This is a genomic window from Paenibacillus sp. PvR133 (genome assembly GCF_017833155.1).
Taxonomy (GTDB): Bacteria; Bacillota; Bacilli; order Paenibacillales; family Paenibacillaceae; genus Paenibacillus; species Paenibacillus polymyxa_B.
Window position 1 is genome coordinate 919,006 of sequence record NZ_JAFIBS010000001.1, and the last position, 25,066, is coordinate 944,071.

At 42.6% G+C, this 25,066-nt stretch carries 28 protein-coding genes; 10 read left to right on the forward strand and 18 right to left on the reverse strand.

What is annotated here, in order from left to right; translation table 11 throughout:
- Nucleotides 1-264: 264 nt before the first annotated feature.
- The 5 genes from JOE49_RS04040 (at nt 265) to JOE49_RS04060 (ending at nt 3,458) form a co-directional block, all read left to right on the forward strand.
- The gene (locus JOE49_RS04040; protein WP_209940606.1) at nt 265-594 is read left to right on the forward strand and encodes a PadR family transcriptional regulator; all 330 of its coding nucleotides are present in this window, start codon (nt 265-267) and stop codon (nt 592-594) included.
- Nucleotides 587-1,138, forward strand: a complete 552-nt coding sequence (locus JOE49_RS04045) for a DUF1700 domain-containing protein (RefSeq protein ID WP_069080090.1) — start codon at nt 587-589, stop codon at nt 1,136-1,138. Before JOE49_RS04040 ends, JOE49_RS04045 begins: the two co-directional genes overlap by 8 nt.
- A 4-nt stretch (nt 1,139-1,142) precedes the next feature.
- Entirely contained in the window at nt 1,143-1,994 is an 852-nt protein-coding gene (locus JOE49_RS04050) for a DUF4097 family beta strand repeat-containing protein (RefSeq protein WP_209940607.1), read from the forward strand.
- A gap of 120 nt (nt 1,995-2,114) precedes the next feature.
- The gene (locus JOE49_RS04055; protein WP_013312448.1) at nt 2,115-2,834 is read left to right on the forward strand and encodes a 3-ketoacyl-ACP reductase; all 720 of its coding nucleotides are present in this window, start codon (nt 2,115-2,117) and stop codon (nt 2,832-2,834) included.
- Between the two features lie 186 nt (nt 2,835-3,020).
- The gene (locus JOE49_RS04060; protein WP_013312449.1) at nt 3,021-3,458 is read left to right on the forward strand and encodes an AbrB/MazE/SpoVT family DNA-binding domain-containing protein; all 438 of its coding nucleotides are present in this window, start codon (nt 3,021-3,023) and stop codon (nt 3,456-3,458) included.
- A gap of 67 nt (nt 3,459-3,525) precedes the next feature.
- Here the strand turns inward: JOE49_RS04060 and JOE49_RS04065 are convergent, their stop codons facing one another.
- Entirely contained in the window at nt 3,526-3,984 is a 459-nt protein-coding gene (locus tag JOE49_RS04065) for a hypothetical protein (protein WP_053326325.1), read from the reverse strand.
- Between the two features lie 120 nt (nt 3,985-4,104).
- On the opposite strand from JOE49_RS04065, the gene JOE49_RS04070 reads away from it, so the two are divergent.
- The gene (locus tag JOE49_RS04070) at nt 4,105-4,266 is read left to right on the forward strand and encodes a hypothetical protein (RefSeq protein WP_013312451.1); all 162 of its coding nucleotides are present in this window, start codon (nt 4,105-4,107) and stop codon (nt 4,264-4,266) included.
- 25 nt (nt 4,267-4,291) lie between these two features.
- On the opposite strand, the gene JOE49_RS04075 is transcribed toward JOE49_RS04070, so the two are convergent.
- The 11 genes from JOE49_RS04075 to JOE49_RS04125 form a co-directional block, all read right to left on the reverse strand.
- On the reverse strand, nt 4,292-5,455 hold the full coding sequence (locus JOE49_RS04075; RefSeq protein ID WP_076264524.1) for a nitric oxide synthase oxygenase: 1,164 nt from the start codon (nt 5,453-5,455) through the stop codon (nt 4,292-4,294).
- Nucleotides 5,456-5,605: 150 nt separating this feature from the next.
- Nucleotides 5,606-6,082, reverse strand: a complete 477-nt coding sequence (locus JOE49_RS04080; RefSeq protein ID WP_023990827.1) for a Dps family protein — start codon at nt 6,080-6,082, stop codon at nt 5,606-5,608.
- Between the two features lie 419 nt (nt 6,083-6,501).
- Nucleotides 6,502-8,229 carry an adenine deaminase C-terminal domain-containing protein gene (locus tag JOE49_RS04085; protein ID WP_209940608.1) on the reverse strand — a complete coding sequence of 576 codons (1,728 nt, stop codon included), beginning with the start codon at nt 8,227-8,229 and terminating at the stop codon, nt 6,502-6,504.
- Nucleotides 8,230-8,257: 28 nt separating this feature from the next.
- The gene (locus JOE49_RS04090; protein ID WP_023990829.1) at nt 8,258-9,316 is read right to left on the reverse strand and encodes an ABC transporter ATP-binding protein; all 1,059 of its coding nucleotides are present in this window, start codon (nt 9,314-9,316) and stop codon (nt 8,258-8,260) included.
- 16 nt (nt 9,317-9,332) lie between these two features.
- Entirely contained in the window at nt 9,333-10,121 is a 789-nt protein-coding gene (locus JOE49_RS04095; protein WP_013312456.1) for an ABC transporter permease, read from the reverse strand.
- 6 nt (nt 10,122-10,127) lie between these two features.
- Nucleotides 10,128-10,949 (reverse strand): ABC transporter permease, encoded by an 822-nt coding sequence (locus JOE49_RS04100; RefSeq protein ID WP_209940609.1) that lies wholly within the window; start codon nt 10,947-10,949, stop codon nt 10,128-10,130.
- Between the two features lie 27 nt (nt 10,950-10,976).
- On the reverse strand, nt 10,977-11,906 hold the full coding sequence (locus tag JOE49_RS04105; RefSeq protein WP_068939012.1) for a nucleoside hydrolase: 930 nt from the start codon (nt 11,904-11,906) through the stop codon (nt 10,977-10,979).
- Nucleotides 11,906-12,979, reverse strand: a complete 1,074-nt coding sequence (locus JOE49_RS04110) for an ABC transporter substrate-binding protein (protein WP_104497685.1) — start codon at nt 12,977-12,979, stop codon at nt 11,906-11,908. Before JOE49_RS04110 ends, JOE49_RS04105 begins: the two co-directional genes overlap by 1 nt.
- Before the next feature lie 175 nt (nt 12,980-13,154).
- Complete coding sequence (locus JOE49_RS04115; RefSeq protein ID WP_023990832.1) at nt 13,155-13,499, reverse strand: hypothetical protein; 345 nt, start codon at nt 13,497-13,499, stop codon at nt 13,155-13,157.
- A gap of 384 nt (nt 13,500-13,883) precedes the next feature.
- Nucleotides 13,884-14,180, reverse strand: coding sequence for a WXG100 family type VII secretion target (locus JOE49_RS04120; protein ID WP_028540769.1), 297 nt, complete (start codon nt 14,178-14,180; stop codon nt 13,884-13,886).
- Between the two features lie 37 nt (nt 14,181-14,217).
- Complete coding sequence (locus JOE49_RS04125; protein ID WP_023990834.1) at nt 14,218-15,681, reverse strand: lipase family protein; 1,464 nt, start codon at nt 15,679-15,681, stop codon at nt 14,218-14,220.
- 80 nt (nt 15,682-15,761) lie between these two features.
- Here JOE49_RS04125 and JOE49_RS04130 point away from each other — a divergent pair, with 80 nt between their 5' ends.
- The 4 genes from JOE49_RS04130 to JOE49_RS04145 all read left to right on the forward strand — a co-directional run bounded on the left by JOE49_RS04130 (nt 15,762) and on the right by JOE49_RS04145 (nt 17,936).
- Complete coding sequence (locus JOE49_RS04130) at nt 15,762-16,115, forward strand: hypothetical protein (protein WP_023990835.1); 354 nt, start codon at nt 15,762-15,764, stop codon at nt 16,113-16,115.
- Nucleotides 16,116-16,648: 533 nt separating this feature from the next.
- Nucleotides 16,649-17,005 (forward strand): hypothetical protein, encoded by a 357-nt coding sequence (locus JOE49_RS04135; RefSeq protein ID WP_023990836.1) that lies wholly within the window; start codon nt 16,649-16,651, stop codon nt 17,003-17,005.
- A 194-nt stretch (nt 17,006-17,199) separates the two neighbouring features.
- The gene (locus JOE49_RS04140; protein ID WP_023990837.1) at nt 17,200-17,544 is read left to right on the forward strand and encodes a hypothetical protein; all 345 of its coding nucleotides are present in this window, start codon (nt 17,200-17,202) and stop codon (nt 17,542-17,544) included.
- A 47-nt stretch (nt 17,545-17,591) separates the two neighbouring features.
- The gene (locus tag JOE49_RS04145; protein ID WP_023990838.1) at nt 17,592-17,936 is read left to right on the forward strand and encodes a hypothetical protein; all 345 of its coding nucleotides are present in this window, start codon (nt 17,592-17,594) and stop codon (nt 17,934-17,936) included.
- A 64-nt stretch (nt 17,937-18,000) separates the two neighbouring features.
- Here the strand turns inward: JOE49_RS04145 and JOE49_RS04150 are convergent, their stop codons facing one another.
- The 6 genes from JOE49_RS04150 to JOE49_RS26265 are packed head-to-tail and all read right to left on the reverse strand — an operon-like array spanning nt 18,001 to nt 24,837.
- Complete coding sequence (locus tag JOE49_RS04150) at nt 18,001-18,147, reverse strand: hypothetical protein (protein WP_023990839.1); 147 nt, start codon at nt 18,145-18,147, stop codon at nt 18,001-18,003.
- A 27-nt stretch (nt 18,148-18,174) separates the two neighbouring features.
- A complete protein-coding gene (locus JOE49_RS04155; RefSeq protein ID WP_023990840.1) occupies nt 18,175-19,569 on the reverse strand; it encodes a hypothetical protein in 1,395 nt (464 codons plus the stop codon).
- Between the two features lie 21 nt (nt 19,570-19,590).
- Nucleotides 19,591-21,618 (reverse strand): polysaccharide deacetylase family protein, encoded by a 2,028-nt coding sequence (locus tag JOE49_RS04160; RefSeq protein WP_160788406.1) that lies wholly within the window; start codon nt 21,616-21,618, stop codon nt 19,591-19,593.
- 17 nt (nt 21,619-21,635) lie between these two features.
- Nucleotides 21,636-22,787, reverse strand: a complete 1,152-nt coding sequence (locus tag JOE49_RS04165; RefSeq protein WP_237448887.1) for a hypothetical protein — start codon at nt 22,785-22,787, stop codon at nt 21,636-21,638.
- Nucleotides 22,784-23,971 carry a hypothetical protein gene (locus JOE49_RS04170; protein ID WP_209940610.1) on the reverse strand — a complete coding sequence of 396 codons (1,188 nt, stop codon included), beginning with the start codon at nt 23,969-23,971 and terminating at the stop codon, nt 22,784-22,786. The genes JOE49_RS04165 and JOE49_RS04170 overlap by 4 nt, the downstream gene beginning before the upstream one ends.
- Nucleotides 23,972-23,997: 26 nt before the next feature.
- Nucleotides 23,998-24,837, reverse strand: a complete 840-nt coding sequence (locus tag JOE49_RS26265) for a hypothetical protein (RefSeq protein WP_245248343.1) — start codon at nt 24,835-24,837, stop codon at nt 23,998-24,000.
- Nucleotides 24,838-25,066 lie beyond the last annotated feature (229 nt).

The following is a 25,066-nucleotide window of genomic DNA, read 5'->3' on the forward strand; positions in this document are numbered from 1 at the left end:
TAATTTCCAAATAAAAATACTTTTTTCTACAACATTCGCTATTCAATAAAGCCTTCAAGAAAGAAAATCTGCCCATTTCGGCACAAATATTTTATTATTAAAAATTTAGTACCTTGCATTAATCAGTACATGATGTTAAATTATACCTGACTACTGTTCTATAATTAGTACCCGTGACAAATTATGCACAAACACACGTTTCTTCCCCTTATTCCGAACGACACCTATGAATTATTGATAACATCCAGGAAGGGAGCACCGCTCGTGAATGTGAACATCCAATTCAAAAAAGGGGTACTGGAACTGTGCGTTCTAGTTCTAATTGGACGCAGAGACCGTTATGGCTACGAGTTGGCTCAAGCCGTCTCCCGTCATATTGAAGTAGCTGAGGGAGCCCTATATCCATTGCTCCGCCGTCTGGTATCAGAAGGATACTGCACAACGTATTTACAGGAATCGACCGAGGGGCCTCCTCGCAAATATTATCGGCTGACCGATACTGGCAGTCATTATACAAGAATACTTACGCGGGAATGGAATGATTTTGTCCATAATGTCGCAAGCCTACTGGAGGAAGGAAATTCCGATGAATAGAAAACAGTTTCTTACAGAGGTGGAACAGCGTCTTTCTCCTCTCCCTGCAGAGGTACGCAATGAGCTGCTTAGTGATTTGAGCCAGCATTTTGACTACGGGTTGGTTAATGGCAAAAGCGAAAGTGAGATTGCCAATGAGCTGGGTAACCCGGAGGATATTGCCCGAGAAGCGTTGGATGATCCCAATGCAGCCTGGAACGCTTCTCCTCCGCTTCGTCAGGGAAGCTTCGCACGCAATCTTTTTACTTTCTTAGGGCTGCTGTTTCTCAATTTGCTAATCTCCATCCCTATTATGGCTACCCTATGGGCAGTATGGGCTTCATTGACCGTGGTATCGGTCAGCTTCATTGCAGCCCCCCTTCTCGCCGTTACTGATTATGCACTAAACAGCACCTTTTACCCGGCCAAATTCTTTTTCTCTATCACGATGACGGGTATAGGTCTATTGCTGCTGCCTGGAGTACGTTATCTCTTACTCCTTATGGTCAAGGGCACAGTACGATACTGGAAATGGAATCAGACTACCCTGAGGGGAGCTTACTAACAACATGAATAAAAAGTGGTTTATTGCAGCAGGTCTGTGCATTGTGATCGGTGTAGCCGGAATGGTGGCTTACGGTGCCCCATGGAGTCAACAAGTCATGAAGGAAACAACTGCGATTAACAAAAAATGGACGTTCACACGTGGTCAGCTACAGAAGCTGAAAGTGGAAAGTTCTGATGATGTCTCTATTTTGTTTACTCCCGGCTCTGGCGACCAAGGTACGATACGCATTAGTGGAGAAGTTCAGACAAAAGTAGCCGACCAAATTCATAATGCCCGAATTGAGAACGGTAAGCTTACGATTCAATCGGAGCCGGCCGCTTCCTTGTCATTTCTTTCGATCACCCCTGATGTGGATCAAACGATTACCATAGAGATGCCCTCCGGCGAAACACTAACTGACCTACAGGTAGATGCACATTCAGGGAATGTAAAACTTCAAGATGCCTCCGTGCAGAATACTTCCATCACCGCTACTTCAGGCACTGCCGAGATTACAAACCTCCAAAGTACCCACCTGATCGCAAATTTAACATCCGGCAATTTTACAGCCAGTCAGCTTGCAGCAGATATGGAGTTGAAGCTTACTTCAGGCGATGTTACCATCCGCGATTATAGCGGTAATGGCCTTATTTCCCTAACCTCAGGGGAGACAAATATTACACAACGTGCCGTAGCCAACTTGGAAGTGAATGCTGATTCTGGTGACGTGAAGATTAAACAAGCTCCCGATTTTAAAGGTGTTTATAATGTCCACTCTGACTCTGGGAGTATAGATATTCCCGAATCTGTTCCCGGTAGTGTGAACGTGATAAAGGTAGAAACCACCTCAGGGGATATTAATATTTCCAAATAGGAGACCTCTAGATGAATACCTCATCAGAGGCGAAGTTTGGTTCAATGAGTTTAACCTTGTATAATGTAACCATGTGCTCACATGCACAACCACGTTATGGAGTGAAAAGGAGGAGACTGGATGGAACTTAAGAATAAAACAGCCATTATTACAGGAGCCAGCAAAGGAATCGGTAAAGCAATTGCCGAAACTTTAGCTAAGGAAGGCGTTAACCTGGGATTAATCTCACGAACATTGACTGACCTGCAAAAGCTGCAGGATTCGCTGGGGAGTACATACGGTGTGAAAGTGGTGAGTGCCGTTGCAGATATATCGGATCGCGCACAGGCCGCTGCCGCTGTAGCTTCACTGGAACATGAGCTGGGCGCTGTCGATATTTTGATCAATAATGCAGGCATTGCTACCTTTGGCACAGTCGCAGATATGGACCCCGAAGAGTGGGAACGTATTATTCGCGTAAACCTGATGGGAACCTATTATGTCACACATGCTGTTCTTCCAAGCATGCTGGCACAAAAGAGCGGGAACATTATTAATATTTCCTCGACGGCAGGAGAACGAGGTTTTGCAACAGGCTCGGCATATTGCGCATCCAAGTTTGCTTTGATGGGCTTCACGGAAGCACTGATGCAGGAAGTTCGCAAATCTAACATTCGCGTCACCGCGCTGACTCCAAGCACTGTCAATACAGAACTGGCGGCAAATGCAGGATTGCCTATTGGTGATGAAGATCGCATGCTTCAACCGCAAGATTTGGCCGATCTGACATTAGCCGCATTGAAACTGCCTCCACGGGTTCAATTAAAAGTAGCCGGTATTTGGACAACCAACCCACAGTAATTCGACACGACATCTTAGATTCATTGGCTGTACAATGCTCCGGCAGACGTAATTGTTCGTCATGCCGGAGCTTTTTTTTCAGCAGAGCTATACCAAAACAAACTGTAATATAAGCGCTTTGTACTTCCAGCATATATACATACAATTCCTACAACTATAAGCGCATTTCAGGAAAGGGGAAAAATGATGAAGAACACAGGAATGACACGGCCATTAGACCATTTGGGCCGCATTGTGCTGCCCAAGGAGCTGCGCAATTCTATGAATATTAATATTGGAGATGCCCTCGATTTTTTTATTACCCCAGAGGGACTGATGATTCGCAAGTATACGGGGGTTTCTTGCTATTTTTGTGGTGCCGTAGATCATTTGAGCTATTTTAGGGATCATCTGATATGTAAAAGTTGTATTGAAAATCTGAAGAGCGATAATCCTTCCAGTCATTTGAGTGAATCCCGTCCTGTCCAGCCTAAGAAAAGAAGGAGTTACAGAAATCAGAATGATCTCCTGAATAAACTAAAACAGCTCATGCAGGAGCATCCTAATGTATCTCAAAAAGAATTAGCCGAAATGCTCGAACTATCCCAGGGACGCGTGTCACAGCTTAAAAAGCTACTCCTTTAAATGATCCTGCCGATCCGTCTGTTATTATCAACAAAAAAAGAGCCTGACGGCTCTCGGATCATCATCGTTACGCAATGTCAGAATGCTCCATAACCGGGACTCGATAGGCCAGCAAGGACTCGTCTATTACGGCAGAAATAAACGTTGCTTCTATTTCAGGCACCAATCTAAGCGCATAATTCCATGCGTTTTCTTCAATTTGCAGCGCAAGTCGTTGCCGGGTCCCTATCCCGCTCTCTTGCTCCAAAGCATCGGAGAGGTCCACTAATTCCGTATCGGCGGCGTGCCCGATCTCATGTGCAAGCACAACTGTAAAATACTCCTCAACTCGATCAACGCTGCCGAACATTTGTAAACACTGTGTTTCAATAACGTCCGTATACATGGTAATGGCGTGAGCATTCATGGCATATTTGCCCCCAATCAGCCTTCCACCAGGAAAACGTTTCTCCAGCTTAACTGTCACACCTATAGCAGCCCGTTCCAAAAGCTCAGCGACAACGCGCTCTGCCTGATATCTTTCCAACTTAGCTTCGCTCCTCAAACCAGGATATATAAAGTTATATTTACTTTAAACTTATGAAATCATGGATGTGTTCATACCATACACAGTACGATATTATACCTTTTTACAAAGGAGAATACCATGTCAGAAGATTATTATATAGGCTGGGGAACGCTTGCCCTTATTAATGCCGGTTTGGCACAATCCAAAAATCGGAGCGGGCTAAATTGGTTTCTGCTCTCCCTATTAATAGGGCCACTGGCTACCCTTTTTATCGTTGCATGGGATAAGCTGGAATCCTAATCCAGCCATTAGGTCATTCCCATCATTATCCGGAATGAAAAGGGCAACCTTGGCGCTTCTGCTGAAGCACTGCATCTGATACTGTATTAGCCTGTCTCGACATATACGGCTTCTCTTGAACTCCGAAATTCGGCTTCACAAGCCGATTATCGTAGGAACTATGAAAAATATGCGTTGTCGCCGGGGATAGCGGGGGGATCAGCCATGTCCAATTGCCTGTCAGTGCGCGCCCAGCCTTGGCCTCCCGTTCCTCAAACAGCTTGAATTGTGCCGCTGCGGTATGGTGGTCGACAATGCTGACTCCCGCTTTTTTAAAAGAATGCAGCACAGCAATATTCAATTCCACCAGCGCCCGATCACGCCAAAGCGTTGTTTCACTCGTCGTATCCAGCCCCATCAGCTTAGCCACCTGTGGCAACATATTATAGCGGAAGGTATCCGCAAAATTACGGGCGCCGATTTCTGTTCCCATATACCAGCCGTTAAAGGGAGCCGCCGTATAGATGATACCGCCAATCTCCAGCGTCATGTCCGAAATCATAGGCACGGCATACCAACGTAATCCCAAGGAAGCGAAACCCGAAAGTTCTGGATGCTCAATGGCTACCTCCATCACCAAATGCTCAGGAATATCAAATAGCTCGGGAGGCCGCCCGCCTGCTTCCACAACCAGTGGCAAAATATCAAAAGGAGTCATCGCTCCTTGCCAGCCCATATCTTTACAAACATTGGTAAAATCCACCGAGATCGGGTCCCCGATGATCCCTTGATCGGTTTCATATCCAGCGTAACGAATGAGTTGATGGTTCCAGATGCGGATATTCGGCTGCCCCGGCTTGGAGGCGCGAAATACAGTAAGCGTTGGCTTAATTTTACCGCCATTCGTTCCTATGCGCATATGCTCCAGGAGCTCGCAGACCACCTCCGTCGCATCTGACGCGCCCCGCGCATCCCTGACCAAAAGCTTGTCCCAAAATAAGCGCCCTATGCAACGGTTGCTATTGCGCCAAGCCATGAGTGCTCCGTGCTCCAGCTCTTCGTACGTATGATCATACGTTCCCGTAGTCTCTATGTCGTAACGAATATGAAGAAGCCGGGCTTCCGCTTCATCGCGGCTTCGGCCCAGCTCCTCATAACATGTATATATAAACTGCTCCGCTTCATGCAAAAGCTGTTGTTTCACTTCCATAACATACACCCCATCCCGGCAGCTCTATGACTCAAGAGCCTGTGGTCTTCCACGCCTTCACGTTATTATACTCCAGTGGCAGAGTGGAACCAACGGGATGTGTATCTTGTTCACCTGATCTCCATATACGTGGAAATATACACCAATTAATTATCCCAAATACGCACTCAGCATCCAGATATGTTTATCCATTGCTTCTCTCAAGCCGTTAAGAAGATCCTCTGTCGCTTTATCCTGTGCTGCTTCCGCTGCTTCCATCCCATTAGCCAGTTCAACGGTGATGGTTTTAAAATCAGCAACAACGGACTTCACCATATCGTCAGCTGTCTGTTCACCTGCGGACTCCTGAATAGCTGAAAGTTGCAAATGCTCCTTTAAGGTCGCAGCCGGACGGCCGCCAATAGCCAACAAACGTTCAGCAATCGTATCTAGATTAGCTGTTGCTTCATTGTAAAGTTCTTCAAATTTAGCATGCAGTGTGAAGAATTTAGGTCCTTTCACATACCAGTGGAAATAATGCAGTTTCGTGTACAATACAGACCAGGTAGCTACCTGACGATTCAATGCCTTGTGCAATTCTTGAATGGCCTCTTGTGTAGGTGCGTTCGTATGATTTAATGTACTCATGTTAAAATCCCCTCTCGTTTTCATTCAAAATATAGTTGGTGTAAAGCTTGGATACTCGTTAACAGTAGTGTCTGATTTTCTTCAAAATCCCATGCGTCAATCCAATAAATATTTATTAATTAATTTAGACTTAATCTAAATCCTGTTTTAATTATAACACTGTGTCGATGTTTTTCAAGTCTTTATTCGGTTTTAATCATGAAGATTACGTGAATTGATTGTAAATCAAACTCTATATGCAATAGGACATCCACAATCAAGACTTATTTATCTTTATACATAGGTTACATCAATAGGAGTAAAGAAGATGTTAATTTTGTCTGCTAAAGTATCTGTATTGTAGGCAAAGTCCATAACCTACTACCTCATACCTAGCCACGGCAAAAAAGAGCCGGCCCGTAAGAGGGTCAGCTCTTTTATTATTCTTGCATCTCTGAAGGTTCCACGATTAAGGATACAACCTTGCCAGCATTTACATCAATCAGGCCGTGATCGGTAATTTTCAGGGCCGGGCTGACCGGCAAAGAATGCGTACTCAGCGACATGATTGGATTGTAATGGCGGTAGCCCAGCGACAACAAGGCTGAACGAAGCTCCTTCACATGGGCTGCAACCATTTCCAGCGGTCCTTCTGTTAAAATCCCGCCTACGGTTAACGGCAAATGGGACAGCACCTTGCCATTTTCAACTACGCAAAAGCCACCTTGGCTGGATAAAACCGTATTCGCAGCCAATATCATATCTTGCTTGTTATGCCCTACGACCAGCAAGTTATGGTTATCGTGCGAATAGGTGGTTGCCACTGCCCCACGTTTAATCGTATCTCCCCCGATCAAACCGTAAGCACGGTTGCCATTCTTTCCATACCGTTCAAACGTAGCGATGAGTCCATGTTCACCATGTTCCCATACCAGTTCACCCTGCTCCACATGTGCAGATGCAATCCGTTCGCTCGTAAAAGTTGAGCCATCCTTGACCATCATAATACGACATTGATGTGTGCCATCAGCTACATCCATCTTTACCGTAAAATCCTGCTCCGTGAGCGGATTGAGCTTCACACTTTGATAAAAATGGGCGGGGAAGCGGCTTTTTATCGGTGCTTGATGGTATTCCTCGAACTTATCGAATACCTTGAGTCCGTCCTTATAGACTTGCTCCACATCAAATTGACCAAGATCGGACAGCAGTACAAAGTCAGCTATTTTTCCCGGTGCAATTGTTCCGCGGTCATGCATTCGCATCCGTGCAGCAGGAGTAAACGTAGCTGCATAAATGGCATCCTCAGGCTTCATGCCCATTCCGATAGCTTTACTTACAATATGGTTCAGATGCCCTCGTTCTACGAAAGAGTCTGGCATCACATCATCCGTTACGAAGCAAAAATGCTGTGCCACATCTTCCTGAATAAGATAGTCCATCACTTCAGGGGTCATCGATTTTTCCTGGATTTCAATAAACATCCCGGCAGCCATCCGCGCCTTCATACCTTCAATACTTTGGTGAGTATGGTCCGAGCCTATCCCCGCATAAATCAACTGATGCAGGTCCAGATCAAGCAGCTGCGGCGTATGGCCTTCAATGATCAGCTCCGGGTAATGCTCACGAACATGGCGTAAGATGCGATTCGTCTTGCTTTCCGGATCACGAATGACATCCACATAGTTCATAATTTCACCCAGGCAGATCATTTCGCCGGTTTGCAGTAGCGCATCAATCTCGGGAATACCGATCTCGCCTCCTGAGGTTTCGAGCGGCGTTGCCGGGACAGAGCTTGGAATACCATAGAACATATCAGCCACGCAATCTTTGCTGGCTTCCATCATTTCCTGAATGCCTTCCAATCCGAAAACATTCGCCATTTCGTGCGGTTCCGGTACAATCGTCGTTACCCCATTGCGAATCAGCCCATAGGAAAAGGTTGCCGGTGTCACCATTGTGCTTTCGATATGCAGATGGATGTCAATCAGGCCGGGAATCATATATTTCCCATGCCCCTCTACAATCTCAGCCACCTCAAAAGACTCCAGACCACGCTGACCGATATACATAAACTTACCGTCAAGTATAGCTACATTACCTTCTTCAAACGTCTTATAGTAACTGTTATACACCTTAACTTGTAAAATCATTTTGTCTGCACGCATGATGTATCTCCTTCATCGAACCCGCTGATTATTGGACCAGCACCATTTTATCTGCCGGAAAATGCAGGGTAACCCGTTGACCGCTCAGGTAAGGCGTATCCATTTCCTGATTAGCCGTAAAGTTGCCTTTCGCCGTTTCTACCACATACTGATAGCTACGCCCCAGGTAAGTACTTACCTTAATAATACCGGGAAGCTCATTTTCCCCTGTCTCGTTGCCTTCTGTTCGAATGACCAAATCATCCGGGCGAATAGCGCCCTGACGAGCACCCGGCTGGGCAGTACCCTGATTACGCGCTACACCGAACGAAAGATCGCCTGTATTTAGTCGAATACGATCCCCTTCTTCAGTACGCTCGTCAAAACTCAGAAAATTATTAAACCCAATAAAACGGGCGACAAATTCGGTCGTCGGATATTTAAAAATGGTCGATGGAGCATCTAATTGTTCGATGTTCCCCTTATTCATAATCGCAACCTGGTCAGAAATCGAAAAACATTCCTCCTGATCATGCGATACATATACGGTAGTGATGCCCAGTTCCTGTTGAATACGGCGAATTTCCACACGCATATTTACACGCAGGTTAGCATCCAAATTACTCAGAGGTTCATCAAACAACAACAGGTCGGGTTCAATCACAAGCGCTCGCGCAATCGCAACACGTTGACGCTGTCCGCCTGACAATTCACCGGGGAAACGTTTTTCAAATCCCCCCAGGCTAACCGTATCCAGCATGGTCATAACGCGGCGCTTTACATCATCTTCCTTTACCTTGCGTAACCGCAGACCAAAGGCAACATTATCAAAAACGGACAAATGCGGGAAGAGTGCATAACTTTGGAATACAAAGCCGAAGTTCCGTTTATTTACCGGAACCCGAGTATAATCCTTATCGTCAAACAAAAATGTTCCTTGTTTAGCTTCGAGAAATCCTGCAATGAGACGAAGTGTGGTCGTTTTGCCACAACCACTCGGTCCGAGTAGCGAGAGCAATTGCCCCCGTTCGAGCTGCAAATCGAAATCCTGCAAGATCAGTTGGTTGTCATAAGCGACCGATACGCGATCCAGAGTAAGCAGTGCCATAAGGTTGAAGCCTCCATTACCTTTTAGTGAAGTAAGACAATCCCATCAGTCGTTCAATCAAGAACATCAGGATACCGGTCAAAATCATCAGCATAACCGAAATCGCCGCAATCGTCGGGTCAAAATAATTTTCGACGTAAGTCAGCATTTGAATGGGCAGGGTGCTGAAGCCCGGTCCTGTCATAAAGACGGAAATGTCGACATTGTTGAATGATTCCAGAAAGGCAATCAGGATAGCCGCAATAATACCTGAGCGGATGTTGGGCAGAACCACCTTGAAAAAGGTTTCCAGCCGTCCAGCCCCCAAACTAAGCGCTGCTTCCTCAATCGCGAAATCAAAGTTAGACAAACTGGATGCAATGACTCTAATAATGAACGGCAGCATAATCACCGTATGTCCGATCAATAGTCCAGCATATACTGGTAAATGGTAAACAATGATCAGATAGCGCAGCAGTGTAAAACCAAGAACAATACCTGGTATAAGCAACGGGGAAAGGAACAAAGCATTCAGCGCATCCTTCCCGCGAAACGAAAAACGACTAAGTGCATAGGCGGCAGGCATACCGATCAGCAGTGCCAAGATGTTGCCTAGCAGAGAAACGACAATGGACGTTTTGAACGTGGACATAAACAAATCCACTTCAAAAATATTTTCATACCAGCGCAAAGAAAAGCCCTGCGGAGGAAATTTTAACACCGTGCCCGGCTCGAAAGAAGTGACCGATATGATCAACAGCGGACCGAGCAGAAAGATGAAGACCAGCAGGCTAAAGAAGCCTAGTCCGTAATGTTTCTCCCGCATATCCACCTACCCCTTCGGATTGAGTTTATGGGCCGCCTTATTTAAGAGACCGACCACGATAAATGTAATAACAATCATAATTGTTGCAATAACAGAAGCTAAAAACCAGTCGTTTAGCGTCATCGCGTTCTGATACAAAAATGTAGCGATAACCCGCTGTTTTCCTCCAAGTAGTGCTGGTGTCGTATATGCAGTCAGACTGCCCACGAAAACGAGAATGCTTCCAATGATCAGGCCCGGCACAGACAGCGGAAATACGATTTTACGAAATGCGCTAAATCTGGAGGCCCCGAGGCTCTGAGCAGCATGAACAAGATCACCGTCGATATTTTCGAGTACACCAATCAGTGAAATAATCATCAGCGGTAAAAACAAATGAACCAGACCAATAATCATCGCTGCCGGAGTATACAAAATATTCAGCGGCTCATCCACGAGTCCTAAACCGATGAGCACGTTATTTAACAGCCCCTTGCGACCCAGAATGACCATCCAACTGAATGACCGCACCACCGGACTCGTCAACAAGGGAAAGATAGCCAGCGCTAGCAAAATCCCTTTACGACGCGGGGCCTTTTGCGAAATATAATAAGCCGTCGGGAAGCCGAGTAATACGCACACAAGTGTCGTTACGACACTGACTTCCAGCGTAGTCAGCAATATTTTCAAAAAATAAGGGTCCTTGAAGAAATGGAGATAGCCTTCTAGGGTGAATGAGCTGTTCAGTACGAAGGTCGAACCGATCGTCAACACAATCGGAATGACCATGAACACCGCCAGAAAGAGCAGACCTGGCAGCAGCAGCCAATACAAGTATGTTTTCTTCATGGGTAGCTCCTTGCGGTTATCAAAATGTTATTCCTTATTCAGCACCTGGATAAACAGCTCCAGAAAAGCTTCGCTGTCCACCTGTTCGCACACATTCATATTAGGGCTATGATTGAGGCGGTTCTGTACATCGCCCACTGTTTGTCCATCACATATGCGACTCGAGGTTTCCACGTCGACATACAACAGCGAGGTATTTACTAACCTCGAATTCAACGCGACACCCACGGCAAGCGGGTCATGAAGCGCACACGCTTTTACCCCGTTGCGTTCTTCATAACGCTTGGTATAAACGGCCGTGCTTTCAGCTACATAATTACGAATTGCTGGGCGGGTCAGACGAGCAATATGATCCGCAGTCAGCAGAGCCTTCCGTGTTACATCCAGTCCCACCTGTATCAACCGGCCAAATCCTGCATGAAATACGATTCGTGCGGCTTCAGGATCAGCATACATGTTGTACTCCGCTACAGGTGTAATATTGCCGCATCCGTGAATAACACCGCCCATAAAAATGACCTCATTGACGTGATCCGTCAGCTCGGGACACTTGAGCAGCGCCAGTGCCAGATTGGTGAGTGGGCCGGTGCAAATGAGCGTCACTTCCCCCGGGTGAGCCATCACGGTATCAATGATGATATCCGGTGCAAAACCTTCGGACGCAGACATGGCTGGTACTACTCCACTCAATGCACCTCCAATGCCGTCTTCTCCATGGACACGGTGCTCGTGCAGACCTTTACGTATTAAGGGAGCCTCTGCCCCCCGATAAACCGGAATATCCGGTCTATCCAAAAGGTCGAGGATTTTGCATGTGTTCAATGTTGCTTGTTTAAGTGAAACATTACCGCATACTGTAGTAATCGCTTGGATATCCAGCTGACCACTTTTGGCCGCTAGTAAAATACCCAACGCATCATCAATGCCCGTATCTACATCTAATATGACCTTTTTCATTATTGTGCAACTTCCCGGTTCCAGCGATCTGTCCATGCCTTGATATGATCGTTAACGAACTTCATATCCAGCTTGGTCAGCTTGTTCACTACATCCGCACCGTACGTAATTCCCTCTGTATCCGCACCGGATAGTACCACCTGCGTATTCACCGGGGAATCAACCTTTGCCTTGGCAGATTTTTCTTGAACTTCCTTGCTCAGCTGCCAGTTGATAAATTCCTCAGCCAGCTCCTTCTGGTCGGAGCCTTTCACTACATTAATCGTGTTCATTACTGCGTAAGCACCTTCACTAGGAGCTACAAATTTCGCTCCTGGCACAGCCGCCTGCAAATCTTTGAAGTACATTTCCATGATCGGACCGCCCGCAATTTCTTGTTGACTAAACATGTTCACGAACTCGGACGTTTTACTATAAAACTTAACGATATTCGGACTCAGCTCTTTCAGTTTTCCGAAGGCTTGGTCTTCATTAAACTCCTTACTACCCGCTACTTTGGAGGCTGCATCTACCATCATTGGTCCGGCAGTCGCCGTAATGTTCGGCAGAGTCACGTTTCCTTTGAACTCATTGCCCCACAGGTCAGCCCAAGAGGTCACATTCTTTTTCACCAGCTCCGGATTATAAGCAATACCGAGACGCCCGACCGTATAAGCAGGACCATACTCCTCACCCAGCGGCGCTTTGGCAATATCATAAATTTGGTTCAGGTTCGGCACCTTGCTGCGATCCAGCTTCTCAAACAATCCCTGTTGGATTCCCTGTTGAGCATAATAATCAGACAGATAAATCAGATCGACGTCTGTGCTTCCTTGACTGATTTTGTTCAACCGTTCTGCGTTATTTCCAATTTCGACCACGATGTCAACGTTATGTTCCTTTTCAAAAGGCTCGTACACTTCTTTGTTAAAAAAGTCCTCGGAAAAGCCCCATGTTGAAATAACTAGTTTCTTTTTCCCATCAGCTGAGCCATCTTTTCCATCTGTCTGACCGCCAGTAGCATTGCTGCCGCAACCTGCCAGTACCACAGATGCCAAGGTCACAGCCATAAATCCTTTAAACCATTTTTTCATATGAAACTCCCCCTGTTTTTTTATTCTGCACACCTTATGACACAAAAAAGAAAAGTACTCTTGTAAAACAAGAATACTTTTCTTCGTAAACAAAGAATAAGTTGATCCCGCTGCGCGTTATAACAGGTTCTCCCCTCAGATAGATCCGAAGCGAAAAGCCGAATATCCAATTTTATTAGGATTCTTTCAGTATGATGTTCGTAATTGCCCACTGCGTTGCTGCATCATAATCGCGCAGTAAAGCTTCTATATCGAGCTCCATATCCTCAATCAGCTTCTCACGAAGTCTCTTCTTGTACAGCATGGACATTCGGAAATCCACTTCCAGCTTCAAGCCGGGGGCTTCCACTTCCAATGCCGCCGAGCGTGGAGAACGCCGGTGCTTCGCCACAAAGGTAACAATGTTGTTCTCAACGGTGGCCCGCAGCAGCGTGGTCCCGAAGCCGAACAGTTCCTTTGAAACTTCATTGTAAATCTGGCACATCCGCTTCTTGCTTTCGTTACTGTCGAGCAGCGTCAATGAACCCACCCTCATCAGCATATTACGTACAATCAATCTTTCAACACGATAGATTATACATAAATATACGATAAATAGCAAACAAAAATCCCTAATCTAATAACATATGATGCGAAAAAGCGAACAATATGTCGAACTTTGTAGCTTTTCAACATTTTTACACTTTTTCGTCTAACCCTTAAGTTTCCGAACACTGCTATATTCCCCGCAGGAAAATTAAAGTAGACTACAAAGTCGTTATCGTTACCACTCTGGGAGAATATTTTTTTCTTCTACTATATATGTAGTTTTATTTAAACGCAATTAACCGTACCCCGCGGGAGTCCCCTAGCGATTGTACGGTTTTTATATGTTATGTAGCTGACTTAATGGTTGAGCTCTACATCACCATTGTGCAGCCCGTTTGCGTCTCTCCTCACGCCGATCAGCTTCTTCCATTTTCCGAATATAACGTTTCAACTGCTCTTTATGATCGTCCAATTCCTGTATTCGTACAGTTGTGCCTTGGAGAAACGTCTCCATTTTACGTGTTAATTCAGCAGCCGATTCGCCCCTCCAGTCTTGCAGACGACCATATATATTTCTCATCTGCTGCTCCTGATGCTGAAGTCTTTGCTTTAGCTGTTCGCATTGCTGTACAGCCCTTCGCAGATCCCCCAGACTCAAAGATATTCTGCCCATCTCTTTTGCCCCCTGTTGTGTTCTTACAGCTGATCTTTTACTGATCCACCATCGTGAATTCCTGACCCTTGCGATCTATATATTCTGCTATCTCCGTAATTGATTCCTGATACCAGCGATTAATCCGATCTAGCGTTGCCGTTGCACTATGCGCAATTGGGGTCAAAGACTGACTTTCACTTGTCCCGATATGAGCCTGAAATAACTGGATGGATGCTCGGGTATCGCTAGAGAACCCATGCAGGCTGGAACGCATCTGGTTAGCCGCATGCTTTAGCTCCTCAGGTGTTAATTGAATTGTGCCCCCATTTTTGTTGCCCACAAAATATGCCCCACCATGGGTGCGACCATTTTGCTGTCCTTCTCCCATCAGATTCACTCCCAGTGTAGTAGCAGCAAACTGCCCGAAAGCACCCATTTGTCCACCGTAGCGTTCAACCAGGTCGCCCATGACTTCCTTGAGTTCTGCTCGCGCGGCCAGCATTTGCTCGTACGCCTGCACCCGTGGATTGCCTTCCACCAATTGACCGTCCATGGTGTACAGTGGATTGCTAATATTGCCATTTTCATCAAACGTAAAGTTTCCCATGCTATGAGTGTTCTCTCCACCTAATACAGAATTATAGAATTTGGTGAATGCATCTTGCTGCATCATAGGCAGCGTAACCGGGACAAAAACAATTGGGGACCATTGAGGACCAAAAATAAGATCTCTTAATTCATTATTTTTTTTAAGTGGAACTGAAACAGGAATAGTAAACTTGGCCGCATTGGCAGTCTTATAATCACTCCCAATATGATACGTTTCCCCCACATGTTGATTAGCTTTAGTAGCTCCCCCACCAACGCTATCTCCGGGATGGGCAAAAGCCACATTAGTCTTCTTGAATTCTCCTGCTTTCACCCTCTTTTGAAGATCTTCAGGCAATAAATGTACAATACCCGGAGCAGCAAAACTCACGGATGATAAACCATTTTTCACTGCAATATATTCTGCTTCTGCACCGCCTAAAGAATGGCCTGTCGTAGAAATTTCAGCAGCGGGGTACTTCTTCTTCACTTCGTCATACAGTGTTTGGGCTTTTGTAAATTGATTATCCTGATACTGTGACTCATACTGATGAAATGAACTTTGTACCTGTGGGGGGAGCTTTTTTATCTCTTCTTGATTATTTACATAATAATCGTGAACTTGATTTAAATTTTTCGCTCGTCCGCCCACAACATCGCTAATATCCGTTCCTATGTCCATCGCTCTACTCCATATTGGTCTTCCCCCTGGTTCAGTTCCCCTATATCCTATAATCACCTGATTGCTATTCTCATTGTGAAAAACGGTCGCATCAAATCCAGAACCGTTCGTGTCATGTAATAGTTTCTCGTCTAAATCAGCAACCCTCCAACCAGGAATGTTATTATTTCTATAAGTCTTTGGATCAATATTCAATTCGTAAGCTTCATTCGATATGATCCAGTAAGTTTCATCTTTAACGTAATTCAATTTTTCCCCACCTTGTCTAAATAGCTGAGATATTATAAAGTTATAAAAAGTCATTATTTCCATTAAAGGAGAAAAGAAAATTGAAAAAGAAAATTTGGCTTTCTGCTCTTACCTTGGTTTCAATCCTTGTTGGAATCTTTTATTACATGCAATATACGGCGAATGTACAAAAAGAAGAATACGTCCAATCTGGCATACCTATTGGAAAAGAATACATTAGGAAACATTATAATGCCGAGTTTATATACAAAAATTACGACTATATTGGCGGCTATGTTAACTCTACCGTTTATCTTCGTGGCTATATAAAAGGACATGAAGGTCAGATAATCTCACTAAATTACGACTATAAGAAAAAAAAGGTACTCTACGTAACTGGACCGGATTGGTTCATCGATAGTCAGGATCCCAAGAAGGACGTATCTGTTCCATAAAATAAGATTCGCTTTATTCAGTAAATAAGTTCACTCTTCCATTCTCAGGAAGCAATATCATTATAATGTATTATATTTATTTCGAGTATCAATCGGAACAGAAATGAGAACAAAGTCGGAGAGGATTGTATTTTTGGTGATAGTTCTTACCTAATAACGATTAGGACTTTATAGCTGTATGTTAGGAGAAGATTACGTAAATGAACATACCTTTTAAGTTGTGTCTAATATTTCTATGACGCCGCTTATTCTGACAGGATTCGGTTTCTCAGTACCTCAAGAAAAAGAGTTATAGATGTCGCAACTCCCATCGGCATCAACCTTATCCACTACAAACTACGCTATATTAGAGGTCACGAGAACAGCAAAATCACCATTCACTACACTTATTAAACTAAAGAAGTGATCAACGTTTCTGGACCGGGTTGGTTTGTTATTGGTTTATTAATAGTAGGGTTATAGATGAGGATGCTCGTTATTCCTAAGAAAGCGTGTAGCATATTCACTCCCAATTCTAAGGAGATTAATTCAACTTGAAAAAGAAACAATTATGGCTTTTTGTCTTTATATTACTTGTCATTCTGGTAGGGGTCTTCTATTACATACAGTATGCATCGAATGCCAAAAAAGAAGAAATCGTTCGGACAGGCATACCTATTGGAAAAGAGTACATCAAGAAATACTATAGGGCAGATTTCATATTTAAGAGTTATGACTATATAGGTAGCTATGTTAATAACACGGTTCATCTAATCGGTTATATAAAAGGGCATGAAGGCCAATCGATATCTATCGCTTACGATTTTAAAAAGAAAGAAGTGTCTAGTGTAACCGGACCAGATTGGTTCATTGACAACCGCTATCCCAAAAAGATTATTTTTCCATTCTAAAGTCAAGTCCAGTATCCAAATAATCAGCCCTCTAACAGATGATTTTTTCCTAATATGAGGAAATAGTATCATTATAATACTTCCTGTTACTAAAAGATATTTGCAACAAAAATAAGAACCAAGTCATTGTTCACTGCATTCGGGTTGTAGTTCACATTAAATTATAAATAGCATGTTAGGGGAATGTTGCGTAAATGAACACAATCCTTAAATGTTGCACAGTTCTCATCATAATATTAACCATTCTGGGCGGTTGTGGTTTTTCTACCGCTCAAGAGGAAGAGATAGTGGAGTCTGCTACTACTGTCAGTATCAAATATATTAAAACTCACTATAATACGGATTTCGTATTAAAAAATTACAATATTGAAGAAAACAGTGTCTTTTCAAGAGTACATCTTTACGGCTATATAAAAGGAAACGATACAGACTTAATTAGGATATCCTATGACTTGGACTCAAAAGAAATCGTCAATGTTACGGGACCGGATTGGTTTATTGATAGTAAGGTCATAGATAAGAATGCACCTTATTCCTAAGAAAGCGTATAGCATATTTAGCTCAATTTTAAGGAGAATACTTCAACTTGAAAAAGAAACAACTATGGCTTTTTGTCTTTATATCACTTGTCATTCTGATAGGAGTTTTCTATTACATGCAGTACGCATCGAATGCCAAAAAGGAAGAAATCGTTCGGACAGGCATACCTATTGGAAAAGAGTACATTAAGGAATACTATAGGGCAGATTTCATATTTAAGAGTTATGACTATATAGGTAGCTATGTTAATAACACGATTTATCTAATCGGCTATATAAAAGGACATGAAGATCACTCGATATCCATCGCTTACGATTTTGAAAAAAAAGAAGTCCTAGATGTATTAGGACCTGCTTGGTTCATCGATAGTAGGAATCCTAAAAAGAATTAGAATATTGAACCATGATTGCAGAAAAGGCCCCTTAGGGGCCTCTTCCAGTCGTCGTTAGTCATATTTAACGCTCTTCACCTTTGGTGCTATGCTTAGTTACATGAATAAAAGGATATTCTCCTTTGCTAATTTTACGTTTCCATTCTTGAATCATATCTTCTTGGGTAGGCGGTTTCTCATTCACGATTGCTCCTGTAGTTACTTTAGCCATATTCTTTACCCTCTCACGATGGATTAGTTATTGCGTCTTTATCTTTTCTCCAGTCATTTTGATGTTACCATCCATTTCTACCAAACTCGTTTTACATTTTAAACCGATAGCATCCTTCGCGGTGACCTGAATTGTGTTCCCCGCATTGAATACCAAATTTCCATCAGCCTTAACACGGATGTCCTTTTTACTCCGCAATTCGATGCCGTGGTCATCCAACAGTCGAATCACCACTTCATCGTCGTTCCCCGTGATTAAAATTTCATTTTTCTCAAAAATAATAGCTTTGCGGTACTTGGTCATAAAGATCTTCGTGGACGGGTCCTGAATAAAGTCGCCCCCTTTGGATCTCTTGCGGATCGAGTGAGTTACAATGGCGTCCTTTTCTTTAGCGGTCGGAAAGTAAATGTCTACAAAATCAAATAGCTCCGGCATGCAGTACCATCCTGTATTCCCTTCCGATGTATAAAATGTAGCCGTTGGGAAAGCGTAGGTTTCCTTGACATTCGGCTTGACCTTATCCATTTCATAAAAGAAAACCTTCACATGATCCTGCTCGATTCCAATAACCTTCGATTTTAACGAGATACCACGAATGCTTTCATTTACAATCAAATCCTGTTTCATTCCATCCGCTGTAGTCAGCACATATTCATGCCACAAAGCACTATGTCGTATAAACGCAACAGACTGCAGGACGTATAAAGCTTTCCCTTTAAATTTAACCTCCGCCCCAATTTGCAGCAGGACATCTCTAGCCCCTGTCGTTTGCACTTTATAATATAAAAGATTGTCATCCTTGCTGGCTCCTGGTTTGGTTTTTCTGGTCATCGAGTAGTTATATTGCTTTAGCTCCCCTTGATTGACACCATCCGGTAATCCAAAATAAAACTGAGGTTTTTCTCCAATCGGATCAGGTATTAGTCCCCAACCAAGCCGAGACGCTATACGTTTTAGAAACGACCAGTCCGTTTCGTCGAATTGCATCGTAAATTCCTGTAAAAGCTGATCTTTTAAGCGGCTCGTACAATTGGCTTTGGGATAGGATTTGAGTACATGTTCAAGTAATGCCTGCACCTTCATCTTCACATTTTGAAAGGATTGTCTATGAAGCACTTCATCCAGCTGGCTTGTATAGGAGAGGGCCTCGACAACCAAATAGGCTACATTGGACACCAACTTGATTCTGAACTGCGTGACTAATCCCCTAAATAATACACTCTGCTTTTGATCATCATTCACATAAGAAACGACTAACTTCGCCCCTGCCTCCATATGATCTGTGTACTCTTCCATTTGGGCACCCGTTAACACACCTGTCAAAAAGACTTTCACATGCTCATTCATTTTCTGTACAACTTTAACTTTCGGATTTTTAAGAGATAAAACCGTTCCATTATACTTGATGATTGGATATCCCATGTTACCGCTCCTCTATGTCGGTTAGTTTACGTTTATCCGTTGTTTGCTTACGTATTGAATGACATCTTTAATGGTTTGATTATGTCCCTGATCGTTGAGAGCCTGATCTAATGCAGGGAGCGTGGTAAAGGTTTTATTTTTTTTCTGAAAATATATGCTGGCCATAGGGAACTCATCAACTCTACCAGGTCCATGAATCCCGTTGTCAACATTGGCAATGATGATAACATCCTTCAATCCATCCTTATTCACATCCTTGAAGGCCACTGCTTCTACTCCTCCGTAACGTGCAACCCACTCACGGTTCCCGTAGAAATCAGGGAATGGATATAGAATATGTCCTTGGTCATCCAATAGGAAGAAAAAAAATTTACGAAGACCTTCCGGATACCCATATGTGGATACAAACCTTACTTTCCCAAAGCCTTCGAGAGTAGTTTGAAAAGACTGCGACTCTGCAACTTCATATTGGTCAGTATCCAATTTCCCACCACCAACATCGGAAACAGACTGATCCACAACTAAACTTAACTCACTCCATAGTTCCTTATTTTGCTTGATATTATCTGGAATTTGCGCAAGACGAATCTCATACTCTGCATGGTCCCCTACTGCATGAGCCACAGGAATACTAATTCCTAATGAATCACTTGTGAGGTAACTAAATGATTCTATTCCTGCTTCCACAGGCGATCCTTCGGGTACATCCGCGCTTGCTAATGCTAGAATCAAATCATCTTGAGTAAGATTACCAAGTAAATCTTTTTGTTCTGGCTCTACAGCTGAGAATTTCCCGCTTTTTATAAGATCAATAAAAGGTTTATCGATCTTCACCAGATCACTCAATCTTAATATTGAAGCCTGCTTCATATCCAAGTTGGTCGTATAGAAAATATGATTAGGATAGGCTGCGTCCTTCACATAACAAACACCCGTATATTGAACACTCAAGAACCGTTCACTTTGCCGTTTAATTTCATAATCAATCTCTACATGAGCTTCAGTACCAGAATCGACATGTTCGTGTAATCCTTTTACCGCTTCGGTCTTAAGAATTTGGTTTAAAGATTTTTGCTTTGCAGTATCCTTGAGCTTTGTAATTTGAGGATATTTAATCACGATTCCATGTTCCGAATATTTCGCTTGAATGAGTTCGTAGCTTTGCTGTTCAATATGAGTATTTGAGCTGATGCTATGTTCAGAATCAATACGGACTTCCCCGCTTTTGGAGAACTCAATGATAAAGTTCTGTTCAGAATCATCACTGTTTATTAAGAAACCATCGTCGTGGTCTAAAACTCCGATACTCATGCTATCATGTTGTCGACTCTCGATAATAATAGGCTCATTCATATCCTTGTTCAGTTCCCACGTATCTGGGAGCTTCATCTTACCTACATTTATGCTTTTCTGCGTCCACTTTTGTCCAGACAACTCCCATAAAGCAACGAATACGGGATCTGGATGATATATGGAAACATATCCCCCTAACCACAACTGCATTCCGTGCTCTGAATCTCGAACCACAAAATCTGTAGCCAATTCTGGCCCGCCATCCTCAATCATCTGGGCGTGCACAAGTTGCTTCATACTCCACCACTGAATAAATGTGTATTTATCTCCGATCGTACCTGTCAGCGTTTTAGGTGCTCTATAATTCACAACCCTAACGTTTAGCTGCCCACTTTTTAACTGAAACGATTTTGTTAAGATAGTGAGATTGTTATCGAACTTTTCTACTAATTCTCCGTCCTTCATCCCTACACTTTCTGGTTCGTTTAACAACAAATTAAGATCCTGTGTGAAGTTCTGAAGCTTATTTTGTCTGACATCAGAATCCATATTTTCATCGTTGATTATTCGAAGTTTTTGAACTAACACCTCCAACTTTTTCGAATAGGAAATCGTTTCGGCTTCATTTTGGAGAACAAGCGCATTATTTGTTGCTGCTTTTGAAGAATCATTTCCCTCCGTACATCCGTTCAGTACCACGAAGGAAAATAACAATAACAGGACGAAACATATACGACCGCCCTTGAAGTAACTCATGCTGGATATCACACTCTCTACGATTTATCGTTTAATTCTATGCTCATAATCCTCCACTTGCCTGACTGTTTTTCTAATGTAAATACAAGTCCTTGGTTTGATTCCTTTTCTTCTGAGTTACTCTTTACCAAAAATGCCCGCTGATCAGCCTTATTAGCAATCTCTTTTATATTCAGATCTAATCCCGTATAGTCCATAGCGGAAAAATCTATGATATCTTCAAAAAAATTATTTTTCGGGTTTTCTGACAAAGCTGTGAATTCCGCCATTTCAGGCAAGTGTATCAAGAAGCGATTCATAAGATAATGATCTTCCAAATAATTTTGAATAATATCTTTGGGAACCGTGGGGTATGCAAATTTTTCGTTTTCATTCTCATATAGTACTTTTGTTTTTTCTGGTCCGGTCCTGTTGAATTTTTGATAAGTCATTATCGTATGTTGCTGAGTATCCTGAAAGCGGTAGTAACTCACATCCTCAAAAACACCATCTTTATTAATGTCCTCTAGCTTCCTGCTCCCTTGCCCTGTTGCTTCTGGATAACTGTAATTCAGGTTATTAATTTGGTTATGGTACAAAGCAAATATAGAGAAGCCTTCTGCCTCATTCACTTCGCTAGTGGAATATACCACGATAAATTTTTGTTCTGTTTGATCCAACTTCATGATCTTCACATCTTTATTAAGATGCACAACCATAACTGGGTCCTTTAATTTATCAATGATGTGATAACCAGCATCCTCCCGGACTACAAATATGGCGTCAATTTTCTCTTTTTCTAATCCAAAAGCAAGCACGTAATCCGGCTTTCCATCATGGTCCAAATCTTCTTTTAATATTTTCTGAAGCTGCTCATTTGGGGGTTGGATTTTCTTTATAAACTGATCTAATGTGTTAGAATCTATGGCGTAATTTTCATTTCTTTTATTAATCGGATTCACAATATTGCTATTCCGATCTTGTTTTTGAGCAGCAGACTCTGGTTCAGTCACAGCTTTTTTCTCTATCATTTGAGTGCTAGGTTTGATGGGATCAACTGCTTGCTGCTTCTCATTCGTAGGTTGTTCAGAACATCCATTCAATAGCAGACTAAATAACAATATTAAAAATAGTATTTTATTTTGTTTTATAAAGTTGATTTCAAAAAACTCCCTTTTCACGTTGTTCATTGAACGTTTATACGTTGTTTGCTTACGTATTGAATGACATTTTGAAGTGTTCGGTTATGTCCAGTTTGATTGATACTCTTATCCAACTCAGGCAGGGTAGTGTACGTTTTGTCCTTTTTCTGAAAGTAAATCCCCGCGATAGGTAGAGTTTCTATCCCGTGTGCATTAACTCCGGTGATATAATCAGCAATAATAACAATATCCGTACGTCCATCCTGATTCAAATCCTTAAAACTTACTGCTTTGATCCTATCAATCATTTTACCGTTGTTACCATAAAATTCGGGGAATTCGTACAGGATCTTGTTTTCCACATTTTTGTCACTGTTAACTTCCAAAAAAAACTTTGCTTGAATCAGATCATTCGTATCCTCATCTTTTAAAGTGGATATAAACTTTACTTCTCCCCATCCATTAAGAATGGTAGTAAATGATTGTTCCCTTTGAATAGTATATGGTTCTAGATCAGGGTCGGGCTGAGCATCCTCTTCTACATAATCAGCACTACGTTGCTGTTCTATGGATTTCTCCATATTATATTCTATGAAGATATTATTTACTTTTTCCGTTTCAGTATCCCACTGAATCCTCAAATGTAAGCCATTCTTGGAATAAAGCAGACTCCCATTTGTTACAATACTCGGTTTGCCATAGAGCTGTAGTACTTTGCCAAGGGTATCACCGATCTTCAAGCCTCTTTTTGTTTTAAACTTGGGATTCTCCAAACTCACGGCTACTAAATAGCTTTCACCATCCACCAGTTCCTCCCCTTCAAGTTCAATCTTAGATAAAACTACAAATCTTATTTCTGGCTCCTCATAGTTAGGATAGGACAGACTCCATCTTCTATATGTTCCATTCCCACTATTATATCCTCTATTGTTAGCTTCAAATCCTTCACTGTAACCCCACTTATGGATAAGTTCTTTAATATCCGTATTCTTATCAATCTTATGTGATCGATATGAGACCTCAAAGTCGTCGTCCTGAAGGGACTCCGGATCGGCAGAAGCAATATTCTGGGCTTTTTCGACTTTTTCACTTCGATAGTTCCATGTGCTCTCGTCTTTGACGCTAACTGTTTTCTCACTTTTATAATTATTGATACTTGTAGAACCGCACGCAGTTACTCCAAAAATCATTATAAGCATTATAATGCAATAACCGTAACTTGGTTTGTACACTTCTTTTCCTCATTTCGAATTGTGATTTATCTTTCACCGACGATACTCCACTCATTCGTATCATTTTTTCTGCTATCGTTACCATTTTGGGTAGGTTTAAATTTAAAATTAGGAAGCTTAATACCTTCGGATGCAGCAATTTTCTGAGTTACACTTTTATCAAGACTCAACAAATATTGTTCATAGTTAGAAGCTTCATTCCCACTAAAGGTATTGTATATTTTCCGCACACTCTCACCCCAACGGTTATCGCTAGCGTATATGCCACATTCAACTCGCTTAGATTTCATTCTAAGAATCGGCGTGAACCAATTACAGTATTGGAAAACATCTCCTTTGCCTGTAATACCACTCAATTTATTGTTTTTTACTACTGCTTGCCTAAATTCCTGACCATAATATATATATCCTAATATTTTCCCGAATATCAGGCTATTGGCTTTCATCAAATCTTTGGCATAATTAGTTTCAGCACCATGCTCACCATCAGCCGCCCTATTTGTACTAAGCTGATTCAATTCACCCTCCACTTCTGCTAAAAAGCGGAATACCCAGCCTGCATCATAGATTCCATAACAAGGTTGAGGATCAAAGAACCAATTTTTATCATAGGCTTCGACGACATAGTTATAGTTACGATCCATCAGATACGTGCGCCTCATAGAATAGGTAATGTATCCGATCCTCGTCTTGGCCACTTCTGCAGAATGGGCTTGCAGGCAGATCGATTGAAAGGATTGAATAAAGGAAGAGATGAGCTCTTCTTTTATTTGTTCATACAAAGACGCTGCTTGATGTAATTTCTGGTTCAATACATCTTCTGCATAGGTCTTAAGGAAGTGTTGTAGGGCTTCCTGTCTATTCATAATTCCACCTCTGAACCTATTATATAGAATATTTACATGATATTACTGGTTCTATCCTCCTATTTTATTACACAATTTTCATATCATGAGATTACATATGAATTTATGAAAAAAGAATGAAAATAATCATATATTTTCGTGAATGTGTAATAATACAAACAAAAACCTTCCCAGAAAGGCTAGCATTAGACCTAAAAAATGAAGGTTTGCGCAAGCGAATAGGTAAATG

What these genes read in the sequence shown, in the direction of transcription:
- JOE49_RS26265 (WP_245248343.1), bottom strand. Translation starts at nt 24,837, where the DNA reads ATGAATAGACAGGAAGCCCTACAACACTTCCTTAAGACCTATGCAGAA.
- JOE49_RS04140 (WP_023990837.1), top strand. Translation starts at nt 17,200, where the DNA reads ATGAACACAATCCTTAAATGTTGCACAGTTCTCATCATAATATTAACC.
- JOE49_RS04155 (WP_023990840.1), bottom strand. Translation starts at nt 19,569, where the DNA reads ATGGGATATCCAATCATCAAGTATAATGGAACGGTTTTATCTCTTAAA.
- JOE49_RS04165 (WP_237448887.1), bottom strand. Translation starts at nt 22,787, where the DNA reads ATGAACAACGTGAAAAGGGAGTTTTTTGAAATCAACTTTATAAAACAA.
- JOE49_RS04090 (WP_023990829.1), bottom strand. Translation starts at nt 9,316, where the DNA reads ATGGCACTGCTTACTCTGGATCGCGTATCGGTCGCTTATGACAACCAA.
- JOE49_RS04075 (WP_076264524.1), bottom strand. Translation starts at nt 5,455, where the DNA reads ATGGAAGTGAAACAACAGCTTTTGCATGAAGCGGAGCAGTTTATATAT.
- JOE49_RS04055 (WP_013312448.1), top strand. Translation starts at nt 2,115, where the DNA reads ATGGAACTTAAGAATAAAACAGCCATTATTACAGGAGCCAGCAAAGGA.
- JOE49_RS04160 (WP_160788406.1), bottom strand. Translation starts at nt 21,618, where the DNA reads ATGAGTTACTTCAAGGGCGGTCGTATATGTTTCGTCCTGTTATTGTTA.
- JOE49_RS04050 (WP_209940607.1), top strand. Translation starts at nt 1,143, where the DNA reads ATGAATAAAAAGTGGTTTATTGCAGCAGGTCTGTGCATTGTGATCGGT.
- JOE49_RS04080 (WP_023990827.1), bottom strand. Translation starts at nt 6,082, where the DNA reads ATGAGTACATTAAATCATACGAACGCACCTACACAAGAGGCCATTCAA.
- JOE49_RS04110 (WP_104497685.1), bottom strand. Translation starts at nt 12,979, where the DNA reads ATGAAAAAATGGTTTAAAGGATTTATGGCTGTGACCTTGGCATCTGTG.
- JOE49_RS04085 (WP_209940608.1), bottom strand. Translation starts at nt 8,229, where the DNA reads ATGCGTGCAGACAAAATGATTTTACAAGTTAAGGTGTATAACAGTTAC.
- JOE49_RS04105 (WP_068939012.1), bottom strand. Translation starts at nt 11,906, where the DNA reads ATGAAAAAGGTCATATTAGATGTAGATACGGGCATTGATGATGCGTTG.
- JOE49_RS04070 (WP_013312451.1), top strand. Translation starts at nt 4,105, where the DNA reads ATGTCAGAAGATTATTATATAGGCTGGGGAACGCTTGCCCTTATTAAT.
- JOE49_RS04045 (WP_069080090.1), top strand. Translation starts at nt 587, where the DNA reads ATGAATAGAAAACAGTTTCTTACAGAGGTGGAACAGCGTCTTTCTCCT.
- JOE49_RS04095 (WP_013312456.1), bottom strand. Translation starts at nt 10,121, where the DNA reads ATGCGGGAGAAACATTACGGACTAGGCTTCTTTAGCCTGCTGGTCTTC.
- JOE49_RS04060 (WP_013312449.1), top strand. Translation starts at nt 3,021, where the DNA reads ATGAAGAACACAGGAATGACACGGCCATTAGACCATTTGGGCCGCATT.
- JOE49_RS04120 (WP_028540769.1), bottom strand. Translation starts at nt 14,180, where the DNA reads ATGGGCAGAATATCTTTGAGTCTGGGGGATCTGCGAAGGGCTGTACAG.
- JOE49_RS04100 (WP_209940609.1), bottom strand. Translation starts at nt 10,949, where the DNA reads ATGAAGAAAACATACTTGTATTGGCTGCTGCTGCCAGGTCTGCTCTTT.
- JOE49_RS04150 (WP_023990839.1), bottom strand. Translation starts at nt 18,147, where the DNA reads ATGGCTAAAGTAACTACAGGAGCAATCGTGAATGAGAAACCGCCTACC.